Source organism: Kocuria sp. CPCC 205261, from assembly GCF_040981025.1.
Lineage (GTDB): Bacteria > Actinomycetota > Actinomycetes > Actinomycetales > Micrococcaceae > Kocuria > Kocuria marina.
On record NZ_JAVKPU010000005.1, the window covers coordinates 154,457 to 179,192 of the forward strand.

Annotated in this window: 28 protein-coding genes and 1 other RNA gene; 9 read left to right on the top strand and 20 right to left on the bottom strand. The window is 67.4% G+C overall.

Features of this window, described 5'->3' with window-relative positions:
- Nucleotides 1–67 precede the first annotated feature (67 nt).
- A complete protein-coding gene (locus RF646_RS07140; RefSeq protein WP_144998073.1) occupies nt 68–667 on the top strand; it encodes a GDSL-type esterase/lipase family protein in 600 nt (199 codons plus the stop codon).
- Nucleotides 668–1,121: 454 nt separating this feature from the next.
- Here RF646_RS07140 and rsrA read toward each other — a convergent pair whose 3' ends face one another.
- Both rsrA and RF646_RS07150 read right to left on the bottom strand, forming a co-directional pair.
- Nucleotides 1,122–1,388 carry a mycothiol system anti-sigma-R factor gene (rsrA, locus tag RF646_RS07145; RefSeq protein ID WP_064845835.1) on the bottom strand — a complete coding sequence of 89 codons (267 nt, stop codon included), beginning with the start codon at nt 1,386–1,388 and terminating at the stop codon, nt 1,122–1,124.
- A gap of 3 nt (nt 1,389–1,391) precedes the next feature.
- Entirely contained in the window at nt 1,392–2,072 is a 681-nt protein-coding gene (locus tag RF646_RS07150; protein ID WP_368835591.1) for a sigma-70 family RNA polymerase sigma factor, read from the bottom strand.
- 210 nt (nt 2,073–2,282) lie between these two features.
- On the opposite strand from RF646_RS07150, the gene RF646_RS07155 reads away from it, so the two are divergent.
- Genes RF646_RS07155 through hisN form a run of 4 tightly spaced genes read left to right on the top strand, consistent with a single transcriptional unit; the run spans nt 2,283 to nt 6,108 of the window.
- Nucleotides 2,283–2,819 carry a DoxX family protein gene (locus RF646_RS07155; RefSeq protein WP_035964701.1) on the top strand — a complete coding sequence of 179 codons (537 nt, stop codon included), beginning with the start codon at nt 2,283–2,285 and terminating at the stop codon, nt 2,817–2,819.
- A gap of 17 nt (nt 2,820–2,836) precedes the next feature.
- Nucleotides 2,837–4,177, top strand: coding sequence for a 3-phosphoshikimate 1-carboxyvinyltransferase (aroA, locus tag RF646_RS07160; RefSeq protein ID WP_368835592.1), 1,341 nt, complete (start codon nt 2,837–2,839; stop codon nt 4,175–4,177).
- 4 nt (nt 4,178–4,181) lie between these two features.
- On the top strand, nt 4,182–5,297 hold the full coding sequence (rsgA, locus tag RF646_RS07165) for a ribosome small subunit-dependent GTPase A (protein WP_368835593.1): 1,116 nt from the start codon (nt 4,182–4,184) through the stop codon (nt 5,295–5,297).
- 4 nt (nt 5,298–5,301) lie between these two features.
- Complete coding sequence (hisN, locus tag RF646_RS07170) at nt 5,302–6,108, top strand: histidinol-phosphatase (RefSeq protein WP_144930673.1); 807 nt, start codon at nt 5,302–5,304, stop codon at nt 6,106–6,108.
- 73 nt (nt 6,109–6,181) lie between these two features.
- Here hisN and RF646_RS07175 read toward each other — a convergent pair whose 3' ends face one another.
- The 3 genes from RF646_RS07175 to ssrA form a co-directional block, all read right to left on the bottom strand.
- Nucleotides 6,182–7,000, bottom strand: a complete 819-nt coding sequence (locus tag RF646_RS07175) for a hypothetical protein (RefSeq protein WP_368835594.1) — start codon at nt 6,998–7,000, stop codon at nt 6,182–6,184.
- 330 nt (nt 7,001–7,330) lie between these two features.
- Nucleotides 7,331–7,843 (bottom strand): DUF3237 family protein, encoded by a 513-nt coding sequence (locus RF646_RS07180; protein WP_368835595.1) that lies wholly within the window; start codon nt 7,841–7,843, stop codon nt 7,331–7,333.
- Between the two features lie 199 nt (nt 7,844–8,042).
- Nucleotides 8,043–8,410: a transfer-messenger RNA gene (gene ssrA, locus RF646_RS07185) on the bottom strand.
- A 205-nt stretch (nt 8,411–8,615) separates the two neighbouring features.
- Between ssrA and RF646_RS07190 the strand changes: the two genes are divergently transcribed.
- Nucleotides 8,616–10,427, top strand: coding sequence for an ABC-F family ATP-binding cassette domain-containing protein (locus RF646_RS07190; protein ID WP_368835596.1), 1,812 nt, complete (start codon nt 8,616–8,618; stop codon nt 10,425–10,427).
- A 10-nt stretch (nt 10,428–10,437) separates the two neighbouring features.
- On the opposite strand, the gene smpB is transcribed toward RF646_RS07190, so the two are convergent.
- Both smpB and prfB read right to left on the bottom strand, forming a co-directional pair.
- Nucleotides 10,438–10,926, bottom strand: a complete 489-nt coding sequence (gene smpB, locus RF646_RS07195; RefSeq protein ID WP_055085472.1) for an SsrA-binding protein SmpB — start codon at nt 10,924–10,926, stop codon at nt 10,438–10,440.
- A gap of 110 nt (nt 10,927–11,036) precedes the next feature.
- On the bottom strand, nt 11,037–12,155 hold the full coding sequence (gene prfB, locus RF646_RS07200; RefSeq protein WP_368835597.1) for a peptide chain release factor 2: 1,119 nt from the start codon (nt 12,153–12,155) through the stop codon (nt 11,037–11,039).
- An 80-nt stretch (nt 12,156–12,235) separates the two neighbouring features.
- Between prfB and RF646_RS07205 the strand changes: the two genes are divergently transcribed.
- Entirely contained in the window at nt 12,236–13,408 is a 1,173-nt protein-coding gene (locus RF646_RS07205) for a glucose-1-phosphate adenylyltransferase family protein (protein WP_368835598.1), read from the top strand.
- Between the two features lie 27 nt (nt 13,409–13,435).
- Nucleotides 13,436–13,597, top strand: coding sequence for a hypothetical protein (locus RF646_RS07210; protein WP_156523380.1), 162 nt, complete (start codon nt 13,436–13,438; stop codon nt 13,595–13,597).
- A 192-nt stretch (nt 13,598–13,789) separates the two neighbouring features.
- Here the strand turns inward: RF646_RS07210 and RF646_RS07215 are convergent, their stop codons facing one another.
- The 12 genes from RF646_RS07215 to RF646_RS07270 all read right to left on the bottom strand — a co-directional run bounded on the left by RF646_RS07215 (nt 13,790) and on the right by RF646_RS07270 (nt 22,916).
- Nucleotides 13,790–13,927: a hypothetical protein gene (locus RF646_RS07215; RefSeq protein WP_368835599.1), complete on the bottom strand. Its 138-nt coding sequence runs from the start codon at nt 13,925–13,927 to the stop codon at nt 13,790–13,792.
- Nucleotides 13,928–14,033: 106 nt separating this feature from the next.
- Complete coding sequence (locus RF646_RS07220; RefSeq protein ID WP_368835600.1) at nt 14,034–14,606, bottom strand: pilus assembly protein TadG-related protein; 573 nt, start codon at nt 14,604–14,606, stop codon at nt 14,034–14,036.
- Between the two features lie 8 nt (nt 14,607–14,614).
- A complete protein-coding gene (locus RF646_RS07225) occupies nt 14,615–15,073 on the bottom strand; it encodes a hypothetical protein (RefSeq protein WP_368835601.1) in 459 nt (152 codons plus the stop codon).
- Nucleotides 15,051–15,461: a TadE/TadG family type IV pilus assembly protein gene (locus RF646_RS07230; protein WP_240505730.1), complete on the bottom strand. Its 411-nt coding sequence runs from the start codon at nt 15,459–15,461 to the stop codon at nt 15,051–15,053. The genes RF646_RS07225 and RF646_RS07230 overlap by 23 nt, the downstream gene beginning before the upstream one ends.
- A complete protein-coding gene (locus RF646_RS07235) occupies nt 15,433–15,657 on the bottom strand; it encodes a hypothetical protein (RefSeq protein WP_094067118.1) in 225 nt (74 codons plus the stop codon). The genes RF646_RS07230 and RF646_RS07235 overlap by 29 nt, the downstream gene beginning before the upstream one ends.
- Before the next feature lie 95 nt (nt 15,658–15,752).
- On the bottom strand, nt 15,753–17,378 hold the full coding sequence (locus RF646_RS07240) for a recombinase family protein (RefSeq protein ID WP_368835602.1): 1,626 nt from the start codon (nt 17,376–17,378) through the stop codon (nt 15,753–15,755).
- A 375-nt stretch (nt 17,379–17,753) separates the two neighbouring features.
- Nucleotides 17,754–18,038 carry a hypothetical protein gene (locus RF646_RS07245; protein WP_368835603.1) on the bottom strand — a complete coding sequence of 95 codons (285 nt, stop codon included), beginning with the start codon at nt 18,036–18,038 and terminating at the stop codon, nt 17,754–17,756.
- Nucleotides 18,039–18,297: 259 nt separating this feature from the next.
- Nucleotides 18,298–18,669, bottom strand: a complete 372-nt coding sequence (locus RF646_RS07250) for a hypothetical protein (RefSeq protein WP_368835604.1) — start codon at nt 18,667–18,669, stop codon at nt 18,298–18,300.
- A gap of 669 nt (nt 18,670–19,338) precedes the next feature.
- Nucleotides 19,339–19,785 carry a hypothetical protein gene (locus RF646_RS07255; RefSeq protein WP_368835605.1) on the bottom strand — a complete coding sequence of 149 codons (447 nt, stop codon included), beginning with the start codon at nt 19,783–19,785 and terminating at the stop codon, nt 19,339–19,341.
- Between the two features lie 107 nt (nt 19,786–19,892).
- The gene (locus RF646_RS07260; RefSeq protein WP_368835606.1) at nt 19,893–20,402 is read right to left on the bottom strand and encodes a hypothetical protein; all 510 of its coding nucleotides are present in this window, start codon (nt 20,400–20,402) and stop codon (nt 19,893–19,895) included.
- A gap of 250 nt (nt 20,403–20,652) precedes the next feature.
- On the bottom strand, nt 20,653–22,671 hold the full coding sequence (locus tag RF646_RS07265) for a bifunctional DNA primase/polymerase (protein ID WP_368835607.1): 2,019 nt from the start codon (nt 22,669–22,671) through the stop codon (nt 20,653–20,655).
- Nucleotides 22,671–22,916 carry a hypothetical protein gene (locus RF646_RS07270; RefSeq protein ID WP_368835608.1) on the bottom strand — a complete coding sequence of 82 codons (246 nt, stop codon included), beginning with the start codon at nt 22,914–22,916 and terminating at the stop codon, nt 22,671–22,673. Before RF646_RS07270 ends, RF646_RS07265 begins: the two co-directional genes overlap by 1 nt.
- A gap of 358 nt (nt 22,917–23,274) precedes the next feature.
- Here RF646_RS07270 and RF646_RS07275 point away from each other — a divergent pair, with 358 nt between their 5' ends.
- The gene (locus tag RF646_RS07275) at nt 23,275–24,099 is read left to right on the top strand and encodes a hypothetical protein (protein WP_368835609.1); all 825 of its coding nucleotides are present in this window, start codon (nt 23,275–23,277) and stop codon (nt 24,097–24,099) included.
- A 172-nt stretch (nt 24,100–24,271) separates the two neighbouring features.
- Here RF646_RS07275 and RF646_RS07280 read toward each other — a convergent pair.
- On the bottom strand, nt 24,272–24,736 hold a 465-nt coding region (locus RF646_RS07280), incomplete at its 5' end, for a phage major capsid protein (protein ID WP_368835610.1).

Here is a 24,736-nt window from a genome sequence, read left to right on the forward strand (position 1 = left end):
ATGATCCGCCCGGGGGGCCGTCGCGAGACGGCCCCCCGGGTCCCAGCTAGCGAAGGATGTAAGAAGAGTGGACCAACGCAGGATCCGCATTGTGGCCGTGGGAGACGAATTGTTGGCCGGCGTGGACGACCCCCGCGCGCTCGGCTGGTTCGGACGAGTCATGGCTCGCACCCCCCGAGACGTGGTTCCCGTGGACGCCTACAATCTCGCCGCACCTGGTCAGGGCAGTGAGACCCTCAACGACCACTGGTTCGCGGAGGCTTCCCGCCGCTTCGATCCCGCGTGCGACAACCGTCTGGTGATCGCACCGTCCGCCCTGGACATCGACCTGGGGATCACCTCCGCCCGGTCCCGGCTGAACATGGCCAACATCGTGGACCAGGCCACCCAGAACAACGCCAAGGTGCTCGTGGTGGGTCCCCCGCCCACCCTGGACCCGCAGCGCAACCGCAAGATCGCGGACCTCTCCGCGGCCTACGGGGACGTGACCACGCGGCGCAACCACGTGTACGTGGACACGTTCAACCCCCTGCAGCACCACGAGCAGTGGCGCAAGGACCTCGCCGCCAACCACGGCAACCCCGGTCAGGCCGGCTACGGGCTCATCGCGTGGCTTGTGCTGCACCGCGGGTGGTACGACTGGCTGCAGCTGCCCGAGCCGCGCTGAGGCTCTCGCCTCTCGCCGTGGCGACCGCGGCGACCGCCGCAATGCGGGGCGGCGGCTCCGGGTGACACCACCCGTGGCGCTGGCCGCAGGGTCCGGGGGCACCCCTATGGCATGGGCGGCACCGGAGCGGTGGCATGAGCACCGCCCGGAATGTGAGATACTGACAGACGATGTCCCAGCCAATCATCGCAGGAGGTACATCATGAGCAAGCGTGGACGTAAGCGCAAGGATCGTCGCAAGAACTCGGCAAACCGCGGCAAGCGGCCCAATTCCTGAGGTTCGGCGAACGCATCACGAAGCCCCCGTGGCCGTCATCGGTCACGGGGGCTTCGCTCTGTCCGAGGGATCCGCGTCACCGGGTACTTCGTTCCCCGGGTCCCTGCGCGGCTGAGCACTCACGCCGCTGGGCGCCGCCGGCGACTCATCCCGCCCGGTACCGGCGCCGCCCGGTCCTCAGGCAGCGGGGTGCTCGTTGCACTGGGCGTCGATGCGCGCGAGGATCGAGCGCTTGAGCTCGTCCGGCGCGGTCTCGCAGCACGAACGCTTCACCACGGAGCGGATCACGCACTCCAGGTTGTACTCGCGCTCGCAGTCGGCGCAGTCCGTGAGGTGCTCGTGGATCTCCGCGAGGTCCTCGGTGGTCAGTGCCCCGTCCAGGTACTCGTAGATCCGCTGGATGCGTTCGTCGGTGCAGCCGTTGTGACACGGTTTCGCGGTCATGCTCTAGCCTCGATCCTTCGCTCGTGCGCCGTCCTTGGTCTTCTTCTGGACCTTGGACGTGTCGAATCCTCGTTCTTGGGCGTAGTCGCCCAGTTTCTCGCGCAGAAGCTTGCGGCCACGGTGCAACCTGGACATCACGGTTCCGATGGGCGTGTCCATGATCTCGGAGATCTCCTTGTATGCGAATCCCTCCACGTCCGAGAAGTACACCGCCAGGCGGAACTCCTCGGGCAACTCCTGCAGGGCTCGCTTGACGTCCGAGTCCGGCAGGTGGTCCAACGCCTCCACCTCGGCAGAACGCAGTCCCGTGGAGGTGTGCGACTCCGCGCGGTGCAGCTGCCAATCCTCCACGGTGTCCGTGTTGGCCTGGCGCGGTTCGCGTTGCCGCTTGCGGTACAGGTTGATGTACGTATTGGTCAGGATCCGGTACAACCAGGCCTTGAGATTGGTCCCCGGCTTGTACTGGTGGAACGCGGAGAACGCCTTGGTGTAGGCCTCCTGCACTAGGTCCTCGGCATCGGACGGGTTGCGGGTCATGCGCAATGCCGCGGCGTAGAGCTGGTCCACGTACTGCATGGCGTCGCGTTCGAAACGCTCACGGCGCTGCTGAGTGGTTTCCGCTCCGGAGGGCACCTCTTCGGGGTGTTCCACCGGATGGGAATCGTGAGTTCGCTGATCGTTCATCACGTCCCAGTCTAAGGTGGGGGCCGTCATCCTCCGCCGTCACCCACTTCCCTGGTCGTTGCCGAGTGTTACGTCACATATGTGGCGCTTCTGTACACCGTGGATAACACGCACGCGCCGTGCCAGTATTCCCGGCGGCGGCGCGAACTCGGGCCGATAGGATGGCTACAGTGCGTACCCGGAGATGCCGGGGCCGTAAGGAGGAGAACCATGAGCATTGTTCGTCGTCTCGCCCGCCCGCTGCTCGCCACCGGTTACATCGCCGGGGGCGTCAACGCGTTCCGCAACTCGTCCGCTGCCGCGAAGCAGTTGGACCCGGTCCTCAAGGCCCTCGAGAGCGCCGCCCCGCAGGTGCGCCCCGTGACTGCCAACCGCGCTCAGGTCGCGCAGGGCATCGCCGCCGCCCAGGTCGTCGCGGCGTCGCTGCTCGCCGCGAGCAAGCTCCCGCGTCTGTCGTCCACCGTGCTGCTCGGCACCACCGCGCTCAACGGCTACACCCAATACCGCTCCGCGGACGCGAGCACCGCCGAGGGCAAGGCCGCCCGCCGGTCGGACCTGCTCAAGAACGTGTCCCTGCTGGGTGCCGTGATGATCGCAGCCGTGGACACTTCGGGCAACCCGTCCCTCGTGTGGCGCGCGAGCCACCTCGCCGACGACGTCCGCAAGAACGCGGTCAAGGTCGGCAAGGACACCAAGAAGAAGCTGGAGCAGGCCGAGAAGGCCGTCCAGGACGCCGTTTCCAACTAGGAGCACCGCGCCACGTGATGCCGAGCAACGGCGAACCGCAAGCCCTGGATCCCGCTCACTGGCGGGCCCCCTTCTCGGAGGGGGCCGCCGTGAGAGGCACGGTGGCCGTCCCCGGTTCCAAGTCCCTGACCAACAGGTATCTGGTCCTCGCGGCCCTCGCGGATGAACCGTCCGTGCTGCGCAAGCCGTTGCACTCGCGTGACAGCAGGCTCATGATCACCGCGCTCGAGCAGTTGGGCGCGGTGATCGAAGCGCTGCCGGACCCGGGGCCGTTCGGTCCGGATCTGCGGATCACCCCCCTGCCCCGCGCGCATACTCTCACCGGGCCCGTGGCCGTGGACTGCGGTCTTGCGGGTACCGTGATGCGCTTCGTCCCGCCCCTGGCGGCGCTATGTTCCGGGGTCGTGGATTTCGACGGCGACGCCGGAGCGCGCGTCCGTCCCATGGGTCCCGTGATCGCGGGGTTGCGCGAGCTCGGCGTGTCCGTCGAGGACGACGGCCGGGGCACGCTGCCGTTGCGCGTCGTCGGCACCGGATCGGTGACCGGGGGCACCGTGACGATCGACGCGAGCGGCTCGTCCCAGTTCGTCTCCGCGCTACTGCTCTCCGCGGTGCGCTTCAACTCCCCGCTCGTACTGCACCACGAGGGCGGCTCCGGTGTGCCCTCTCTACCGCACGTGGACATGACCGTGTCCGTGCTGCGCAACGCCGGTGTGGCCGCCGAGCGCATCGGTGACGCCGCGTGGCGGGTCAGCCCGAGCGACGTCGCCGGCCTGGACGTGACCGTGGAACCGGACCTGTCCAACGCCGGACCGTTCCTGGCGGCGGCCGTGGTCACGGGCGGGACCGTGAGCATCCCCGACTGGCCCGCCCACACCACGCAGGGCGGGGACCAGTGGCGGCGGATCCTGCCCCTGTTCGGCGCGGACGTCCGTGTGCAGGGCGGCACGTTCACCGTGACCGGCCCGGACGAGATCGCCGGGGTGGACCTGGACCTGTCGGAGGCCGGCGAGCTCGCGCCCACCGTGGCCGCGATCTGCGCGCTAGCCACCGGCCCCTCCGTGCTGCGCGGTATCGCCCACCTGCGCGGGCACGAGACCGATCGGCTCGCCGCGTTGCGCACCGAGCTCAACGCGCTGGGTGGGAACGTGGAGGAGACCGCGGACGGACTTCTGATCACCCCCGCTGAGCTGCACGCCGGAGTCTTCCACAGCTATCACGACCACCGCATGGCCACCGCGGGAGCCATCCTGGGCCTGCGCGTGCCCGGGATCCGGGTGGAGAACGTCGCCACCACCGCCAAGACGCTTCCCGATTTCCCGGGCATGTGGGACCGCCTCGTGCGGCGGGGTTCCTGACGCAGTGGCCCGCAGGACCTGGGACGAGTCCGACGTCCGGATCCGCGCGAACAAGCGCGGCTCCCGCCCTCGCACCAAGCAGCGACCCACGCACGAGGACGCCGTGATCGTACGTGTGGTGGCCGTGAACCGCGGCCGGTACACGTGCGTGGTGGGAGAGGACGAGGAACAACCGCGCACGGTGACGTGCGTGCGCGCCAAGGAGCTGCGGCGCCGGCCCATCGTGCCCGGGGATCTCGTGGGCGTCGTGGGTGACGTCACCGGTGCCCCGGACACCCTGGCACGCATCGTGCGGATCGAACCGCGCACCACCGTGCTGCGTCGCAGTGCCGATGACACCGATCCCGTGGAACGCGTGATCGTGGCGAACGCGGACCGGCTCGTACTCGTGCTCGCGGCGGCCTCTCCCACCCCCCGCACGGGATTCGTGGACCGCGGGTTGGTGGCGGCATGGGACGCGGGAATCACCCCCGTGGTGTGCATGACCAAGTCCGATCTGGCCGATCCCACGGAGTTCCTGGACTACCTCCACGACCTGGACGTGATCACCCTCAGCACGCAGCGCGCGACCGACCGCGGTGAACGGCCCGAGGCCGGCATCCACGAGGAGTCCCTGGCCGTGTCCCCCGATTCCCTCGAGCGGTTGCGGTCGTTGCTGAACGGTCATGTGAGCGTGTTCCTGGGGCCCTCCGGCGTGGGCAAGTCCACGCTGGTCAACGCCCTCACGGGAGCGCAGCGGGCCACCGGCGGCGTCAACGACGTCACGGGCCGTGGCCGGCACACGTCGTCCTCCGCGCGTGCCCTCACGGTGCCCGGAACCCGCCCCGGGACCTGGGTCGTGGACACCCCCGGGATCCGTTCCCTGGGTCTGGCCCACGTGCCCGAGGAGGAACTGCTCAACGCGTTCACCGACCTGGTCCCCGCCACCGCGGACTGTCCTCGCGGGTGCCTGCACACGGAGGATTCCCCCGGGTGCGCGCTGGACGCGTGGGTGCACCGCCCGGGGGCCTCCCCGGCGGCCCCGCAGCGGCTCGAATCGCTACGCAGATTGCTCGCGGCGTCGCGCGGGCAGACACAGCGGGGGGACAGCGAGAAGCAGCTCGGACAAGCGATAACGTAGACGCATGCGTGCACCCAGCAGTTACACGGACGACCTCCGCCTGGCCCACATCCTCGCGGATTCCGTGGACGGACTGACCATGAAACGGTTCAAGTCCCAGGACCTCACCGTGGAGACCAAACCCGATCTCACACCCGTGACGGACGCGGACCGCGAGGCCGAACAAGTGATCCGCGCGCAACTGGGGCGCGTACGCAATCGGGACGCCGTAATCGGTGAGGAGTTCGGGACCACGGGTTCGGGCGGCCGCCAGTGGGTGATCGACCCGATCGACGGCACCAAGAACTACGTGCGCGGCGTACCCGTGTGGGCCACGCTGATCGGTTTGATCGAGGATGGTGAGGTGGTGTTGGGCGTGGTGTCCGCGCCGGCGCTCAACCGCCGTTGGTGGGCCGCCGCCGGGTCGGGGGCCTTCACGGGGCGCTCACTCTCGCAGGCCACGCGCTTGTCGGTCTCCTCAGTCACCCAGCTCTCGGACGCATCGCTGTCCTACTCGTCCCTGAGCGGATGGCGGGATCTGGGTGTACGCCAGCAGTTCATCGAGCTCACCGATTCCGTGTGGCGCACGCGGGCCTACGGGGACTTCTGGTCCTACTGCATGGTCGCCGAGGGCGCGGTGGACCTCGCGTGCGAACCCGAACTCAACCTCTACGACATGGCCGCGCTCGTGCCCATCGTCACCGAGGCCGGCGGGCGTTTCACGTCCCTGGCCGGGCAGGACGGTCCCTTCGGGGACAACGCCCTGGCCAGCAACGGTCTCCTGCACGACGCCGCTCTGGACGTCCTCGGTACCGGCGCCCCCCAGGACTGAACGAGCCCGGTGTCACGTGCGTGACACCGGGCTCGTTCGTCTCATCCGAGGGGCGGGATCACCCGCGGGGACCTCAGGAGTTCAAGGAATCGTTGAGGGCGTTCTCCACGCACTCCTGGTACGCGGCGTCGTTTCCGGCCACCGCGAGGTCCATGCAGTCGGCGGCCTGACCGAAGACCCAGGCGAACAGCACGGCCATCAGGATACCTCCCAGCAGCGCGAGTGCGGAGAGTACGATGCCCACGACCGCGAGTGCCGGGGAACCACGGCGCGACTTACGGATCTTGACCACGCCGATGATGCCGAGGATCAGGCCCACGAGGCCCAGTACACCGCCCAGACCGGCGAGCCAGAACGTGAGGATGCCCAGGATACCGAGCACCAGTGAGGCGATGCCCAGCCCGCGGCCCGGCACCAGAGCGTAGGGGTTGCCGTAGCCGTCCTGGTTGTCGTAACCACCCTGGTTGTACTCGTTCTGGTAGTGCGTGGGGTAGCCACCCTGGGTGTCCTGGCCCTGGACGCCGTAACCCTGCTGGGGGTAGCCGCCGGCGCCGTAGCCCTGGTTGCCGTAGCCATGATTACCGTAAGCCTGGCCGCCATAGGACTGCTGACCGGACTGGCCGTACTGGTCGTCACCGCCGTACTGGTTGGACGAGCCGTACTGATCGGACGTGCCGTACTGGCCGGTGGTGCCGTAGCCGCCGGCCTGGGAGGCGTTGTTCCCGTAGCCCTGGCCGCCCTGTTGAGCGGACGGATCGCTGTACTGGCGGTACTCGGGCTGCTGCGTCCCGCCCGCACTCTGAACCCGGCCGTCGGAGTACTGACCGTACTGCGGCTGGTCCCGGTGGGAGGCCGAGGACGAACCCGACTGATCGTTGGACCGCTCACTCATGGAAGCGCCTACCTCTCGGTTTCGATGATGGGTTTCCGGCTCAAGTCTTCCACATCGCGCCGGGAACACCGGGGGACGCCCCAGCCCACCCCGCTCGGGCACGCCCCTTCCGGCCGCCTTGAACCACTGTGCTGCACCACGCACATGTACCGGCCGGTACACGGTTTTATCGCAGCACAGACGTTCCCGGGACGCGGGCGTGGGTCCTGGTCCTCGTTCCATGTGCGGACTGCACAGGCCCGGGACCACCGCTGCAAGGTGCGGAAGGTCCCTGCCAGGGACCTCCGCCCCCAGGTAAGGTCGGCCCACCTCACCGCACTTCTCCACGCCTCAATGCACCGCAGAGATCTCCAGGCGGACACAGTCCGGGTCCCGCTCCCCCGATCCCACGAACACGGTGCGGTTGAGCCACGCACACGGCCCGTCCTCGTCCGCGGTGAGCACGGGCGCGCATCGGAAGTACACCCGCTGTGGGTCCACCGGGATCCCCTGAGCGATGGCCCGGGAGTCCTCCGCGCTGGTCACCCGCACGGCGCGGTTGTCCACGTAGACCAGGTGACCGTGGGCGAGTTCCAGGACGTACTTGGCCTCGAGCCAGGGGATCTCGGTACCAACCACTTGGTAATCGGCTCCCACGGGCAGCACACGCCCGGAGCCGCGAGGACCGGTCACTGCGCCGCCGGTGATCGGTGCGACCCTGCGTGTCCCGGCGGCGGTCCGGCCCACGGTCAGGGGTGCGGCCATTTCCACCCGCACGGTGAACGCGTGCCGAAGGACTGGGGACTGTGGGGTCCGTCCTGCCTCCACCCTAGGCCCGAGGACTCCCGCCGGTCGGGCACGCATGCGGACATGGGCCTCGGGTCCGCCGGGCTCCCGTGCTTGCCCCTCCGAACGCGGACCCCTGGACACAAATATGTCCCGATAACGCACTCGGAGCCATCGGCCGCGTGCTTTTTCGGGACTCAGATGTTCCCGGGCTCAGGCAAACAAAAAGACCCTGAACCATTGGTTCAGGGTCTTCTCACGTCCTGGGACAGGACGACAGTGGAGATGGGGGGAATTGAACCCCCGTCCGATGCAGCATTGTCAGGGCTTCTCCGGGTGCAGTGTGCTTACAGGTTTCTCAGTTCCGGTCATCTCGCACACGAGTGACCGCCGAACTCAGTTACGTAAGAGTCCCACGAACGCCCGTAACCTGCGTCCGCAGCAGTGACCTTCTAGCTGATGGCAGGATCCAGGTCGAAGGTGAACCTGGGCTGCCAGACTGCTGTCGCTACTTACGCAGCGAGAGCGAAGTCAGTGCGCTTGGATTTGGCACTTATTGTTTTACAGAGAGCGTTTACGAGATAACTCTGCGTCCTCGACCCGCTTCCCCTGTCTCAACTCACATCGTCGAAACCGATCATCCCCGTATTCATTTTTCAATGAGCTTCCACGTGCCAGCGGATCTCAGTGACTCGCCCGCTCATGGACACATCAGATTACGCCCACCCTAGCCACACCGTCAAATCGGCAGGGGCCGCGGACCGGGCTCCTCGGACCGCGCCGGCTCCACCCGTGCTGCCCTACCCTGGCCCTCCCCCGCGGGATGCCCTAGGGTGTAACGCATGTTCCGATGAGCCATTCGACCTCCCCGCGCCCGTGGCCGCTGCCCGGCGGGGACCCCGGCTATCCGAGGACACCCATGGCTCATCCCCCGCATTCTCCCGCCACCCCTAATACGGCCGCGCACATCCGCGTGTCCGGCATCTCCGCCTCCTACGGCTCCCACCGGGTGCTCACGGACATCAGCTTCTCCGTGACCGCGGGTGATCCCACGGGTCTGATCGGAGAGAACGGTTCCGGCAAGAGCACCCTGCTGCGCATCATGGCGGGCCTGCGCGCGCCCGACACCGGTGAGGTCCGCGCCGTCGGCCCCGTCGATTCGCTGCGCGTGGGCCTGCTGCACCAAGAACCCCCCTTCGCGCCGCACGACACCGTGGCCCAAGCGGTGGAGGCAGCGGTGCGGACCGTGCGGGACGCAGCATCCGTCGTCGACCGCGCAGCTGACGCCCTCGCCCGCGCCCCGGAGGACGAGGGCGCAGCCACCGCGTACGCCGCCGCCCTGGACACTGCCGAACGGATCGGCGCGTGGGACGTGGACACCCGCATCGACGTCACTCTGGGCGGGCTCGGCCTGGGAGGCGTGGGTCGTGACCGGCCCACGGGTGCCCTGTCCGGCGGACAGCGCTCACGGCTGTCCTTGGCCTGGCTGCTGCTCTCCACCCCGGACGTGTTGCTGCTCGACGAACCCACGAACCACCTGGACGACGCCGCCACGGACTTCCTGCGCGCGACCCTGCGGTCGTGGCACGGACCGGTGCTGCTGGCGAGCCATGACCGCGCATTCCTGGACACCGCCGTGACCTCGCTCGTGGACCTGGACCCCGCACCCCGACCGCATGCCGTCACCTCCGATCTCGTGGGTGACGGCACCGGGACGGGCATCGGCGTGACCCGCTTCGGCGGCACCTATTCCCAGTACGTGCTCGCCCGCATGGATACCCGCGAGCGCTGGGAACGCACGTATCGGGACGAACAGGCGCAACTGAAGAAGCTCCGCGCGGCCGTGCGGGAGCAGCAGACCGTGGGCCACAGCGACCGGTCCCCCAAGACGGAGGGTCGTGCGGCGAAGAAGTTCTACGCGGACCGCAACGCCACGGTGGTCTCCCGACGGGTCAACGACGCGCGGACCCGCCTGGCCACCGTCGAGGACGAGCAGATCCGCAAGCCACCCCGGGAGCTGTACTTCCAGGGACTCACCGCGGGTTTGTCCGGATCGGAAGCCGCACTGCACCGCACGGGTCCGGTACTGACCGCCTCCGCGGCCGAGGTCGCGGGACGGATGGCACCCGTGTCCCTGACCGTGAGCGCGGGTGAGTCGTGGCTCATCACGGGTTCCAATGGTGTGGGCAAATCCACCCTGCTGAGCCTGTTCGCCCGGCGACTGGAACCCACGCGCGGTTCCGTGCACGTCGCACCCGGCGTACGCGTGGGGTTATTGGACCAGGACGCCACACTGCCCGGCGCCGACCCGGAGCACACGGCGGCCCATATCTACCATGAGCTCGTGGGAGAGGATCGCGCGGAGACCGTTCCTCTCGGGACGTTCGGTCTGCTGGCCGGGCGGGACGAGAACCGGCGGGTCGGTGAGCTCAGCGTGGGACAGCGGCGTCGGCTCGCCCTGGCGGTGCTGCTCGCGGACCCGCCGCAGGTGTTGTTGCTGGACGAGCCCACCAACCACTTCTCACTCGTGCTCGCCACGCAGCTCGAGGCGGCGGTGCCCGACTACCCGGGGACCGTGCTCGTGGCCTCCCACGATCGCTGGTTGCGCAGGAACTGGACCGGCCGGCACCTCGCACTGGAGGTACCGGCCGGGACGCCGTGAGTCGAAGGGCTCAACCGCGCATGTTGCGGTAGCGCATGGCGCGCTGGGCCTCGCGGTTGTCCTGCTTCTCTCGCAGGGTCTGACGCTTGTCGTACTCGCGCTTGCCGCGGGCCACCGCGATCTCCACCTTCACGCGCTTGCCGTGCACGAAGTACAGGGACAGCGGAATGATGGTGTAACCGGCCTCGCGCGTCTTGCCCGCGATCTTATCCAGCTCGGAGCGGTGCAACAGCAGCTTGCGCCGCCGCCGCGCGGAATGGTTGGTCCACGAGCCCTGCAGATACTCCGGGATGTGGGCGTGTTCGAGCCACAGCTCGCCGCGGTTGTCGAACTGGCAGAACGCGTCCACCAGGGACGCCCGTCCCATGCGCAGCGACTTCACCTCGGTCCCCATGAGCGCCAGTCCGGCCTCGTAGGTGTCGTAGATGTTGTAGTCGTGGCGCGCCTTCTTGTTGTTGGCCACGATCTGGCGGCCGTCATCAGCGTTCTTCTTGGCCATCGGCCTGTTCTTCCTTCACCGGGTCCCGCCGGGGACGACGCCGCTGTCCCGGCCCGGGGTGCGCGGGGCACCTGCCGGGCGGGGCGGCGTCGTCGTGCGGCGTGGAGCCCTTAGTCCTCGTTGTGCTGGCGGGCGTCCGCGCGCCAGCGAATGCCTTCGTCGATGAACGAGTCGATCCCGCCGTCGAACACGGAACTGGGATTGCCCTCTTCGTAGTTGGTGCGCAGATCCTTGACCATCTGGTAGGGGTTGAGCACGTACGAGCGCATCTGGTCACCCCAGGATGCCTTCACGTCCCCCGCCATCTCCTTCTTCTTGGCGTCCGCTTCCTGCTGGCGTAACAGCAGCAAGCGGGACTGCAGCACGCGCAGCGCGGCCGCGCGGTTCTGGATCTGCGACTTCTCGTTCTGCATGGACACCACGATGCCCGTGGGGATGTGGGTCATGCGCACCGCGGAGTCGGTCGTGTTCACGGACTGACCACCGGGACCCGAGGAGCGGAACACGTCCACCTTCAGCTCGGACTCCGGGATCTCGATCGTGTCGTCGGACTCGATGAGCGGGATGACCTCCACCGCGGCGAAGGACGTCTGGCGCCGCCCCTGGTTGTCGAACGGAGAGATCCGCACGAGCCGGTGCGTACCCGCCTCCACGGACAGGGTCCCGAACGCGTAGGGCGCCTTGACCTCGAACGTGGCCGACTTCAGACCCGCCTCTTCCGCGTAGGAGGTGTCCAGGACCTTGGTGGGGTACCCGTGGCGCTCCGCCCAGCGCAGGTACATGCGCATGAGGATCTCCGCGAAGTCCGCGGCGTCCACACCACCGGCGCCCGAGCGGATGGTGACCACGGCCTCGCGTTCGTCGTACTCGCCGGCCAGCAGGGTCTGGATCTCCAGTTCGGACAGCGCCTTGCGGATGGACTCGAGTTCCTCCGCGGCGGCGTCCCGGGTGTCCTGATCGTCCTCTTCCTCCGCGAGTTCCACCATGACCTCGAGGTCGTCGATGCGCCCGGAGATCTTCCTGAGCCGGTCCAGCTTGCTCTGCTGGTGCGAGAGCTGCGAGGTGACCTTCTGGGCCTCGTCCGGGTTGTCCCACAGGTCCGGGGCCGCGGCCTGCTCGGACAGGACGGCGATCTGCTTCTTCATGGACTCGACGTCGCTGACCGCCGCCACGGAGTCGTAGGTGGCTCGGAGGGCACGGATTTCTGCAGCGTAGTCAATGGAGGCCATGACACATCACTTTACGTCATGGCCCCCGGGTCCGTGAGCCGGTAGGATTCCCTGCGACACCGCTGCTGAGGAGCCCGCCGATGGAACGCCCCACCGTACTCGCACTCATCCTGGCGGGAGGCAAGGGGTCTCGACTGGGCGCCCTGACCGATTTCGTGGTCAAGCCCGCGTTGCCCGTGGGCGGCACGTACCGCTTGATCGACGTGTCCCTGTCCAACCTGGCGCACTCGCACATCCCGGACGTGTGGATGGTGCAGCAGTACCTGCCCCACGACCTCAACGCCTACATGGCCGGCGGTCGCCCGTGGGACCTGGACCGCTCCCACGGCGGGCTGCAGATCCTGCCGCCTTACGAGGGGTCCCACGGCGAGGGTTTCGCGAGCGGCAACTCGGACTCCATCTACCGCCAGAGCAGGATCATCCGTGAGGCGGACCCGGATCTGGTCCTCGTGCTCTCCGCGGACCACCTCTACACGATCGATTTCCGGTCCGTCGTGGACACCCACCTGACCAAGCGCGCTGATCTGACCATGGTCACCACCGAGGTCCCCGAGGATCCCTCCCGCTACAGCGTGGTACGCACCAATGAAGCCGGCCAGGTTACCGAGTTCGCGTACAAGCCCGAGGAGCCCAAGGGCAACCTTGTGGCCGGTGAGATGTTCCTCTTCTCCACGGACGTGCTGCTGTCGGCGCTGGACACCCTGCAGTCCGAACTGGGCGAGCTGGGCGACTACGGCGAGGACCTCATCCCCTACGTCCTGGAACACCACCGGGTGGTCGAGCACCGACACCTGGGGTACTGGATGGATCTCGGGACCGTCCAGTCCTACTGGACCGCGCAGATGCAGCTGATCGACGGCGACGGCGCGACCCTCGACGATCCCGCATGGCCCATCTGGAGCGGCCAGGTTGCTCCCCCGCCCGCGTTCATCACCGACGACGCCGCGGTCTCCCGCTCGTACGTGGCCCCCGGGGCGCGGGTGGCCGGCACCGTGGAACACTCGATCATCGGCCAGAACTGCGTGATCGAGGCCGGGGCCGTGGTGCGCAACTCCGTGCTGCTCGACGACGTGCACGTGGGTCCCACGGTGGAGCTCATCAACGTGGTCGCCGATTCGGGTGCGGACATCACCGGCGGTTCGCAGCGCGGTTCCGCGCAGCACGTCACGGTGATCGACCGCACCGGTACCGTGAGCCAGCGAGAAGCGTTCGACACCTCCGCGGTCCTGCCGCGGAACCATGAACAGTACTGATCCCCTCCTTCGAAAGGTCGTCTTGTCATGAGCCGTTCCCGATCCACCCTGGGCCCCGTGCTGCGTCAGGTGCTGCGCTCCACCGTGCGCCGCCAGGCCACCCGCCGCCTCATCGGCGTGGTGCCTCCCGTGGCCGCATACCGCCGGGTGGCCACCGCCCGTCGCTTGCTGCGTATGCTGCGCCGCTGAGTCATGCCTACTGCGATGTGACGAAGGCACGGCCGGGAATCTCCCGGCCGTGTCTTCGTCATATCGGTGCTTCGTTCAGTGCGGTGCCTCACGCGTAGCGTGGCCGTGCTCCGAGCGGTGCGTGGTTCATAGCGACACCTCGCTTGTAGCGGGGCCTCGCTCATGGCGGAGCGTCACTCGTGACGGCACCCGTCATCGGGCCGTTTGGAGCATCAGGCCCAGGCGCAGGATCAGGAGGCCCACGGACACCGAGGGAGCACCGTCGTGCTGGACGACGGCCCAGGAGGTTGCGCGTCTGGTGTCGATCGTGGTGGTCGGAGCGTCGGTCATGGCAGTCTTACTTATCGCTGAAAGTAACTCCGCCAGTGACGCGTCAACGGTACACAACACGTCACCTGTGAAACCGCTGGTCAGACGGCAAACCGGGTGAGGTGAATCACCGCTGCATGACGGCTCGCGCGTCCCCCGTGGCGCTGATCGGGACACCCGCGGGGATGAATACGTTGACCACCGGCGGATGCACCACGGCCGAGAGCGTGACCTGGGCGGTCGTCCCGTCCGCCGATCCCGTGGGCGCCGCGAGGGACAGCCCGCTGACATCGTGGAAAGCCCCCACGGTCCCCAGGTAACTCGTGGCCGAGGCGGCCACCGCCCCGTTCGTGAGGATGGGTGTGGGCGGACCCGAACCGGAGCGGTCCACGTTCGTGAACGTGTCCGCGGCGGCCCCCGCCGCCCGATCGGCGAGCGATTGCAGTTGCCGCTCCCCCACGTACACGCTGGTGATCGCCATGACTGTGACCACCAGGAGCAGAGTCACCAGGGCGAAACCGATCAGCACGATCGTGGTCTGTCCGGAGTCAGGATCCTCGGGGTTCGCACGATGCGGTTCATCGCGGTCCTGGCTCGTCCCCTGCGCCGGGCACTCGTGTAGCCGCGGCCCGTCGAGGTCGTCGATCTGCGCAGTCGCGATACCGATGAGGGGCCGCATCACGTCGAGGCTGGATAGCATCGCGCGCATCATGAGTACCGCCCCGCGATCACGGTGACGTCCGAGGACAGCGTGGCGATCCTGGCCGTGACGAACCCCGGCATCAAGGGGAGCTCCACGGTGACGGTGGCGTGGACCCGCGCCACCGAACCGGGTGTCTCACACGTCCCGTCCGAACAGCTCACCGTGACAGCGAGGTCCCGCGGGTTGAAACCGTGATCCTGGGCCGCGACAGCGGCGACGTCATGCACCCTTACGCGATTGAGGCCCTTGGCCTCGAGAACAGACACGGCCTGAGCCGCTTGGTCCGCCGCCGCGACCACGGCGAGGGAACCCGCCTGGACCCGGGCCACCGTGACCACCAGGTACATCACGGGCACGAGCAATAGCAGGCCCAGTCCGATGAACTCCACGATCGCGCTCCCCCGGTCCGGATCGTCCCCGGAACCGCGCCGCGCGAGGACCTCACGAATCCATGTCGACCGCATGCCCACTCACCTCCAGCGCGCGCGGCGGGCCCAGCGTGGCCACGACCGGCAGGGGCGAGACCACACGGATCTCGACCGCCGGCAGTGACCCCACGCTGGTACGGGACACGGAGATGTCCCGCGCATAACTCGCGCCCACGGTGTCGGTGATGATCCCGCGCGTGCGGGCGATGCCGTCCTCGTCGGTGCGGTCCGCGAGGCTCGCGTACCGGGCCCCGGCCGCGGCGGCGTCGATCAGGGTGTTGCGCACGTGCAGCGCGAATCCCACCTGCAGAATGAGGCCGAACAGCACGATCGCGAGCGCGAGGACCATGACGTATTCGGCCACCGCGTTGCCGGCGTCCAGGTCGAGCGCGGGGTCAGAGGCCCGAGACGCGGTTGATGGCATCCTGGAACAGCCCCTCCAAGGCGGGCCGGGCGATCAGCAACAACCCCGCCACCAGCACCGCGGACATGAGCGTAAGCATGACCCAGCCGGGTACGTCCCCCCGATCCGGGTGGTCATCACTCGGTGCGAGCCGGGCGGGCAGGGAGACGGTCAGCAGCCACACGGTGGCCGCATGACAGCGCATCAGGTGTTTCATGATTTTCTCCTTGTGTCGTCAGTGGGTTCGGGAGCCGATCCGTCAGAACCCCAGGTCCAGGACCGCGAGTCCGGGGAACACCGCGAACATCACGCTCAACGGCAGGATGGAGAACACGACCGGGACGAGTGCGCCGGTTCCGGTGTTTCGGAGAAGGCAAGGCCATCCGCTTCGAAGGTCACCGCCAGCCCCACCGGGTAGCCCCGGTACACCCCCTCCACCGTCACGCGGACATCCAGCAGGCGCACCACCTCAGCCCGCTCCTGCGGCCCCATCCCGGCCAGCCACTCATGAGCCTGGGCCACCACCGCCAGCACGTCACTAACCTGGGCGCGGCGCTGTTGCCTCTCCTGCTGAGTGGCCTGCGCCCCGGCGATCTGCGAGCGCAACTGCCCGATCTGCTCGTCCAGCTTCGCCACCCGCCCGGTGAGGGTCTCGGTCAGCTGAGTGGACTCCAACAGCAGGTCCACCGCGCGCTCGCGCTGGGCAGTCAGGCGCGCCAACTGTTGCTCCAAGTGCGCCAGCTGGGTGGGTTCGACCTCCTGCCCGGCCAGCCAGTCCCGGCCCATGGCCTCCAACCGCTCACGGTCCCCCAGGAACCCCACGACCTCCTCCCAGACCTTCTGGTCCAGCAACGGCCCGTCCAGCTGGGAATGGGAGCACCGTTGCTCCTTCGGCAGTGAGGTACGACGACCCCCGCACCGGTAGACGTGCGACTGCCGCCCCTTGGTGGCCTTCCGCAGGTCCACCCCGGTGTAGGTCCGGTCGCAGTCCACCGCGCGCACCCGGCCCGTAAGCAACTGCGCGGTGCGGCTGTACTCCCCCGCCGGGTTGTATTTGGCCTGCTTGCCGTCCAGCGCGGCCTGTAGTGCCTCCCACTCCTGCTGGGAGAACATCGGGTTCCCGTAGGCGACCTTGATCGGTTCGCCGTAGGCCGGGGTGCCGTCGGCGGTCACCTTCGTGTCACGACCGGAGGCCCGGGCAGTGTCGTCCTGCTCGGCGGGCAAACCCCACCAGTTCTCGCCCGTGACCAGCACCCGGTGACGCAACGCGCGACGCAGAACCTGAGGCGACCATCGCGCGGCCTTGCGTGGCCGGTACCCCAGCCGGTCCAGCTCCTCGCAGACCTTTGGGGTGCTCACCCCCTGGTTCACGATCCGGTCATAGGCCAGGGCCAGCACCTCACGCTCCCGGATGCTCGGGACCACGCGAGACTCGCGCCCCTGCCCTGCCACCTCATAGCCGTACGGCACATCACCACCGGCATAGGAACCACCGTTGCGGAGCTTGGCACGACGGCCCGAGTTGGTGCGCCGGAAGGTCAGGCGACGTTCGTAGCCGGAGATGGTGCTACTGATCCCCAGCATCAGGGAACCCTCGTCGGTGGTGTAGTCCATCCCACCGTCCACCGAGACCACGTCCACGCCCAGCGCGATCAGCCGTTCGATCTCCCCGGCGAAGGCGGTGCCGCGTCCGAAGCGGTCCAGGCGCAGGATCAGCAGGACCTCGAACTCACCGGCAACGGCGGCGGCGAGCATCTCCCGCCACTGTGGGCGGTCCAGGGAAGCGCCGGACAGCCCCGCGTCGCAGTAGTCCCGCACCACGGCCAGGCCGTTCTCGTCGGCGTAGGTCTGGCACCGGGCCAGCTGCTCCCCCAAGCTGGTGCCCTCAACCTGCCCGACGGTGGATACCCGGCGATAGATGACGGCCCGCTTAGACATGGGACACCCCCGAACCAGGGGGGATTACGCCCTTAGAGAAATACCAATACCCCGCGCACATTCTGTGAGCAGGGTGGGTATAATATTGTCGGCTCGAACAAACGTTCGACCCTCCGATCCCACCCCCAGGAGGTGAAATCATATGGCGAAGAAATCGTCTGGCCGTTACCAAAGCGCCAAGACCGGGAGGTTCGTGACGGCCAAGTACGCGAAGTCCCACCCGGACACGACGTTCAAGACCACGCCCAAGAAGTAGGCGGGTGCAACAAGGAGGAAGGTCTCGTTGACGCGGGGCCTTCCTTCTTTCACGCCTGGTCTCATTTGTACACCCAGATTGCACGCATGCGCAACGTGCGCGCTTTACGGTCATAACCCTCACTTCGCCACCGCCCGGGCCTGGGCTTCGGCCTTGGCCTGGGCGCGCGCGGCAGAGGCGCGGAACTTCGCCATCAGCGCGGGGCTCAGCACCTGCGACGCACGCTCGGCCACCATCACACGCTGTGGTGCGCTCGCGGCCTCCCACTCACGGAACAGCGCCGAAGCGTGCCGCGCATCATGGCCAGGCTTGTAACGGCGGGTGACCTCCTGCCCGCACCCGCACAGACAGTGGGCGACCGTGCTCGCCTCGGTGGTCGGCTGTGTGCTGCGCTTCTTCGTCATGATTCCTCCGGGTGCTCCTGGTGGTCGGTGCGCGGCGCGTTCGCCGCGTTAGTTTCCATGGAAATATTCAGGTTTGCCCTCTGGCAAGAACCTTCGGCGGGTGAGCCTCCCCACGCCGGTGCCCGTGACCACGGCAAACACCACGGCCACGGACACCAGGGGGGGGAGTTAGAAAATCTGGACGAAAAGCCTTCGGCCCCTTCCTGGGTGGCCGGTGGGTCCCTATCCATTGAACAGACCCCCATACCCCCACGAGGGCTCAGGCGCTCTGGCCTCGGCTCTGCGTGACTGCACGCAACTTCGCGGACCCCTTGGCCACGGGCGACGGTGGCGGGGCGGTGCGGGACCGGACCTCGGCGGCGTTCGCCCGGACCTTCGCGATCTCCTCCCGGCCCATGGGATTGAACCCAAGCATCCGGCAGGCGTTCACGAAGTGCGGGAGCACGTGCAGCGCCTTCACACGCTCCCCCGGGGTGGCATCGGGGTCACCTAGTACCGCGTCCACCTGGGAGGCGTAGGCACGTGCGGCGGCGATGGTGGGCACGTCACGCTCGCTCAGGTCCTCCCCGGCGTCGCGGACACCCTTGTCGAGGGCGGCCACCAGGGATTTCGGTTGTGTGGTTCGGGTCATGATTTGCGCTCCTTCTTAGCTGTCTTCTGTCGTCTCGTGCGGGCCTGTTGGCACACCAGGCACACCCATGTGATGCTCGCGCCGTTCGACTGGGCGCGTGAGTTCGCGGCGGTCAGCTCGTGGCCGCTTCGGCAGGTCCCTGACGGCGGCGGGGTGTCCTGTGTGCGCGGGTTCTGTGCGGTGGGCCAGGGCTGGCCGTGCCACCGGTACGCCATCGGCCCTCCCGCTTCCGTGCCCGGTACGCGGCCTGGTAGCCCCGGCGACACGCTCGGCACTCGCGGCGACCATCAGGCCGGACGTAGCAGGTGGGCTGGTCCTGCGGGTGACCGCGCTGACACTGCGCCAGCTCCGCGTGCTTGGGGTGCTCTGCGGCCCACTGACGCGCGGCGGCAAGTCTGCGGTCCCGTGCCGGCCCCGGTTCGTTCCGCTTCCGCCTCACCGACGCGTTGTACCGCTCGCGGTTCTTGATCCGCCACCGCTTCTGCGCGGCGACGTAGCACGGCTTGCACTGCCGGGCGAGGTGGCCCCCGGGGTTAACCTTGTACCGCACGTTCTCGCCCTCTAGCCGGTGCAGTCCCCGGCGGCACATGTCGGGGCGGCGCTCGGTGGGGTCTCCCTGGACCTCGTGGGCTTCCGGGGCACTCTGGGCGAGGTGCGGGGTCCCGGGGCTCACGAAGTGGCCTCCGAGACCTGCGCGCCCAGGTAGCCACCCAAGACGCGCGCCCACCGGGCGAGCCAGCGGACGGGCGGTTCCCCCTTGATCACGAGGTCCGCGAAGAACAGCTCTCGCTCATGATCGAAGTCCACGTGCGCATCCGCCACCGGGCTAGGTGAGCGGAGGCCACCGTACGGGCCGAAGCAACCCTCGACAGCGTCTCGGGCCAGGGTCTTAGCAGGGATCAGCATGTTAGGCCGCGTCCAGAGCCACCAAACCGTGGCGGTGTAGGAAGCCTCGCCCGTACGCACCCGCTCCAGGACGATGGTGGCTTCCCCGCCCGGTGCCTCGACCACGGCGCGATCGTCGGTGATCTCTGTGGCCACCCACCCATAGGGGCGAAGGAGCACTGCTAGGTCCGTGGTGGGGGTCGTCGTGAGGGCAACGCTGTTGATGTTCATGTTTCCTCCAAAAGTGTCGCGAATGGGGTGCGGGGTCCCCGCCAGCCCCCGGGCGCTGAGGTCGGGAGCTGATCGGGGACTCCGCGTGGGGCTACTACCGGGGTGGGTCAGGGCATGCGCTTCTTGTCGTCCGTCAGCAGGAGCGTGGGCGCCGTCCAGGGGTCCTCAGGGCCGAACAGGGCCACGATGTGCAGACCCAGCTCCGCCGACCCCTCCTCGAACACGAGGTACTCAGCGCGGGGGAAGGCGGTGATCCGCCCACGCTGCTTTGCCGGGGACATCCCCTCCACCTCTTCCTCGTCGGCCAGGAACTCCGTGGCCCAGCTGTACTGCCGCCCGGTGTTCACGCGGAACAGCAACGCACCGTCGAAGTCACAACCGGGCCGCGTGAGCACCGGCAGGGACAGGATCAGCTCCTTGGTGAGCGGTACCCGGGCCTCGCTGTAGCCCTCCTCCGTGTAGGTCATCGTGGCGGTGACGAGCCCCGGTGCTGCAGGGATCACGTCCCGGGTCACCATGGCGTAGTAGGGGGCTTCATCGGTCATAGGGATCCTCATGTGGCCAATCTCCTTCTCGTGGTACTTCTCGATCTCGAACTGGTTGATGTAGTCGTGCATGTTGTTCTCCTGGTCTGCGTCATGGGTTTAGGGGTGTCGATTCCGGGGGTGCTGGGCGGGCCCCTGGCCCCGCGCGTCGCGGCGACCCGCTTTCCAGGACTGCGGCGCGGCGATCCGCCACACTCAGTGGGCGTCCGGGCGGCTGGTGGGTGGGTGTGGCGGGCTAAAGCCCCCGCCACACCGCCACACCACACAGCGCCCTCCCCGGGGACCGGATGTGGCCGCATGTGGCCGAAGTGTGGCCGCCACATTAGAAGCCCATCTCTGTCTGGCCGCCGTCGCGCACCACGAGGTAGGTCGGATGACCACCCTTCTTCGGGCCAGTGCGACTAAGCAGACCCTCATTAGTGAGACACTGGATGATTGGGTCGATGTGGTCCTTGCCCTTTCGGACCCCGGGGATGTTAGAGCGGATGTCGCGGAGGCTTGCGCCCTGCTCGCCGTGTTCAGCGACGAAGGCCAGAATTGCTTGGCGATCCCGTTCCTCGGACGCTCCGGCTTCCTCAGCCTCTGCGGCGGTGAGCCGACGCGTGGCGATGTCGTACGACAGCAACGTCTTGTTGACCCAGACGTCACGGCCCTCGGCCACAAACGAGCGTTGCCCTGATGCCGTCTTGGTCACGACCATGTTGGTGTCCGCCCAGTCGTTGAGGCGGGTGGCACCACGGGCGCGCGCGGGCTCGTCAGCGCTCCCCCGCCCGGTGTGCGTGATCAGCACCAGCTCGGAGACACCCGCGCGGCGCTTGATGTCGTCCAGGGCTTCGAGGAAGAGACCGACCTCGGTGTTGCTGTTTTCGTCGATGCCCGATGCGGCACGCGCGAACGGGTCCACGATCCAGACTTGAACAGAATTGGACTTCAGCTGCTCCACAGCCCAGCGCTTGCCTGCTTCGGTGGTCAGCACACCACGCATGCCCCGCAGGTGAGCCAACACGACCTGGGCCTGCGCTCGGATTCCAGATTCCTCTAGCCAGGCGAGTTGCTGGGTGCGGGTGAGTTCGAAGTTGAACAGCGCGACGCGGCCCATGAGGGGGCTAACCGTGTACCGGTCGAGGAAGGGCTCCCCGTCCACAAGCGATCGCGTTAGGTTCTGCACCAGCGTCGTCTTGCCGGTCTTATAGGCGGCGGCGATCACCAGGTTGCCTCCGGTGGGAAGCAGACCCTCGACCAACCAGGTGTCCTCTTCGCGGGGAGCGGCGAGGTCATCAACCAGCGAGCGCAGGTCGCCGGGCAACTCGAAGTCGCGTGCGGCTTGCTCTTCGAGGAAGATTCGCTTGGCCTCGTCCGTGACTCGCATCCGATGGAGGGCTTCTGCAACCTCGTGACCAAGCTTCTCCGCCTCGTCGCCCAAGGCACGCGGCTTGTCCGAACCAGCGGACCACGCGGAGTCATAGGTTTTGCAGAACGCGGCCCACCCATCATCTTCAATGAGCCCATTTGCGTGACACGCTCGCTCCGCCATCGTGCGGACGTCGGATTCCGCGATGACCGAGTTCTCGGCGGAGGCAATCTGGGCCAGGGCGAACACCGACTCGTTGAGCTGGTGGTTGCGACCGCCCTCCCCGATCCCGGAAAGTTTGTCGTACTCATACCAGAGCGCGTGCCGCTGGCCCTCCGGGTACAGAGGCAGACCCTCGGAGGTACTCTCCGTGACCTCGGAGCGCTCGCGGGACCTCCCCGCCGTCAGCACCCGCACAATGTCGGAGGAAGCCACAGGGAGGTCCTCGACCGGGGGCAGGGGCTCGCTGTCTGCCGGGGTGTAGTAGCCCTCGGCCACATCCCCGGCGGCGACCGTGTAGGAGCCAGGGGCGACGACGTGGCCCCCCTCGGAGCGGACATCCACCCCGGGCAGGTTCTCGGCGGTGTTCTTCAGCTGTAGCGCGTCACCCTCGGCGCGGTAGTACCAGTGCTCGCCACCGGAGGGGGTGTGGACGATGACCGGTTCGGGCAGGTCCAGCCCGCGTGTCGCTTCGGCCCAAGACTGCAGGCCGTTGGAGCGCTTCACGTCCAGATCGACCACGACCATCCCGGAACCACCCGCGCTGATACCCACGTTGTAGGGCCTGTCGGCCCACCACGCAGCGATCTTCTGAGGGTCACGGGTGGCGGTGCGGTACCCGCCCTTCTCGACGGGACGCTTGGTGCCCTCGACCAGGGGGAACACTGCGTAGCCGTCACCGGCCAGGGCCTGGGCGGTGTCACGCAGCTGGGCGGCGGTGGGGTCCCCCTGGGTGACTCGCGCTGCACATTCGGAGGGGAGTTGAGGCATCAGCGATCACCGCCGGTGCTGTCCCACAGCAGGTAGTTGCGCAGGTCCTCGACCTCGGATTTCAGGGCCCGGACTTCGTCCAGCAGAACGTCAATCTTGCTCTCTCGGTCTGCGGCTTTCTTAGCCCTAGTTGCTGCACCCTTTGCACCAGCGGCGCGGGCCTTCTCACGGTATGCGGGGTCTTCGCGGTAGCGGGCCTTCAGACCTTCGCTCACCCTGCGGTTGCGCTCGTCGAGGCGGCTCATTTGTTATCACCACCCTGAGCCGGGGTGGGGGTGCCGAACAACAGATCGAGCAACTGATGGTAACGGTTGTCCTCAGAATGAGGAGCGACGGTGATAGTCGCCACGGGGACTCCTACTGGGTCAACCCGGACTCGCGGTAGGCACAGTGCGCCCGGGATTCTTTGGCCCGCACAGGCGGTATGCCTGTCGGAGAATCCACGGGACGCACTAGGTGCGCCGTCTGCGGGGCAGTGTCAGCCCTGCAGATCTTGAACCGCTCGAGAGTTTGTGCCACCTCCCGCGTTGATTCCAATGAAAACAGCTCGAACTATCCCCCGTCAAGTACCTGTAGCTGCTCGTCCTCGTCTAAGATCACCCCATGGATGTGGCGCAGATGATCCTCGACTTCGTGGCTAAGGTGGTATGGCCAGTCCTGGTGTTGATCCTCGCGTTTACCTTCAAGGGCCCAGTCAGCAGGGCGCTCGCCAGCCTCGATATCCGACGGCTCAAGGCCGGGCCCTCAGGCATCGAGCTGGAGATGTACGCTGCCGAGAAGGTCAGTGATGCCGCCGGAAAAGTGACGGCAGTGCGCTCGGAAGACGCCTTGGACGCCCAACCTTCCGAGAGGAGCACCAGTTCTGGGGACACCACGACCCCAGCCCCCAACCCAGCTGGCCCCCCAACAGGCACCGCTGCACCGGAGAACAAGCGTCAAGACGGTAAGAGCACTGGGAAACGAACCCGGGCACTCCCCCTCCCCTACCCCAGCCGACTTGAGTCACACGGGGCGGCGAGGCGCACGCTGTCACCAGAAATCAAGGTTCTAATAGAGGAATCTCCCAAGGAGGCCATCCGGGAAAGCGCGCGTCTATTAACTGAAGATTTTATTGAGGCTCTTGCGACTGTCACACCCGGCCTCCTGCCACCAGACCGAGAAGACCCGGGGAAGCATCGGACACGCAAACTGAATCCCTGGTTAATCAATGCCGCCAGGGAAGCCAATCTCATAACTGATGATGAGGTTTCGGCCGCCTACGATCTTTCGGCCGCATCGGACATCGTGCAGCACGGCGCAGAGATGGCAATTGTTGGGGACCATGTGGCCTATGAGTACGCTCGCACAGCCAGTGTTCTCGGCTATAACGCGAGGACACGCGCTAAGAATAAATTACTGAACGATATGGCCAAGTCTGACCGCGCATAACAGCGGACCCCCAGCCCGAGGAGGGTAGCTGGGGGTCCGTTCTCCGAAAGTACAGCGCAGTGAGACGCCGACCTAAAAATCAAAACATGTCGGCTAACCCCCGCACAATGGTGGGTACGACGGGACCCCCAGCGCCCGTAAGCACCAGGGGTCCCTGACGTGGCTCAGAAGGTCACACCGTGACCGGGGAACCCTCCGCCAGCGACATCCGCACCACACCCGCCGGACGAGTCACCGCGACCCCGAGACGGGTCTCCATGCGGGTCTGAAGCAGGTTCTTCGAGAAGTGGTCCATGTTCGTGTTGGTGGCCTCCACCATCACGCCCTGGTCCGTCACGTACAGCAGGCTCACCGCGTCCTGAGACAGCAGGAACGCCTCGTCCTTGCCGACCTGGTCCGTCACCACCACCGGGACACCCCAGATCCGCTTGTTGACGCGGTCCACCGGGCCCTCCTGGAACAGGAACTCCCCGTCCGTGGTGCGGCTGGTCTCGATCCGCTCCCAGGCGTCGTGGGACAGCACGAACGAAGTCGGGATGATCCGCATCCGTTCCAGCTGGGTAATCCGGCTCTTCAGGATCCAGGGTGTAGTTGGGGTCGGCGCGTCGGTCGCCGGATAGGGGTCGAGGCCTCCCGA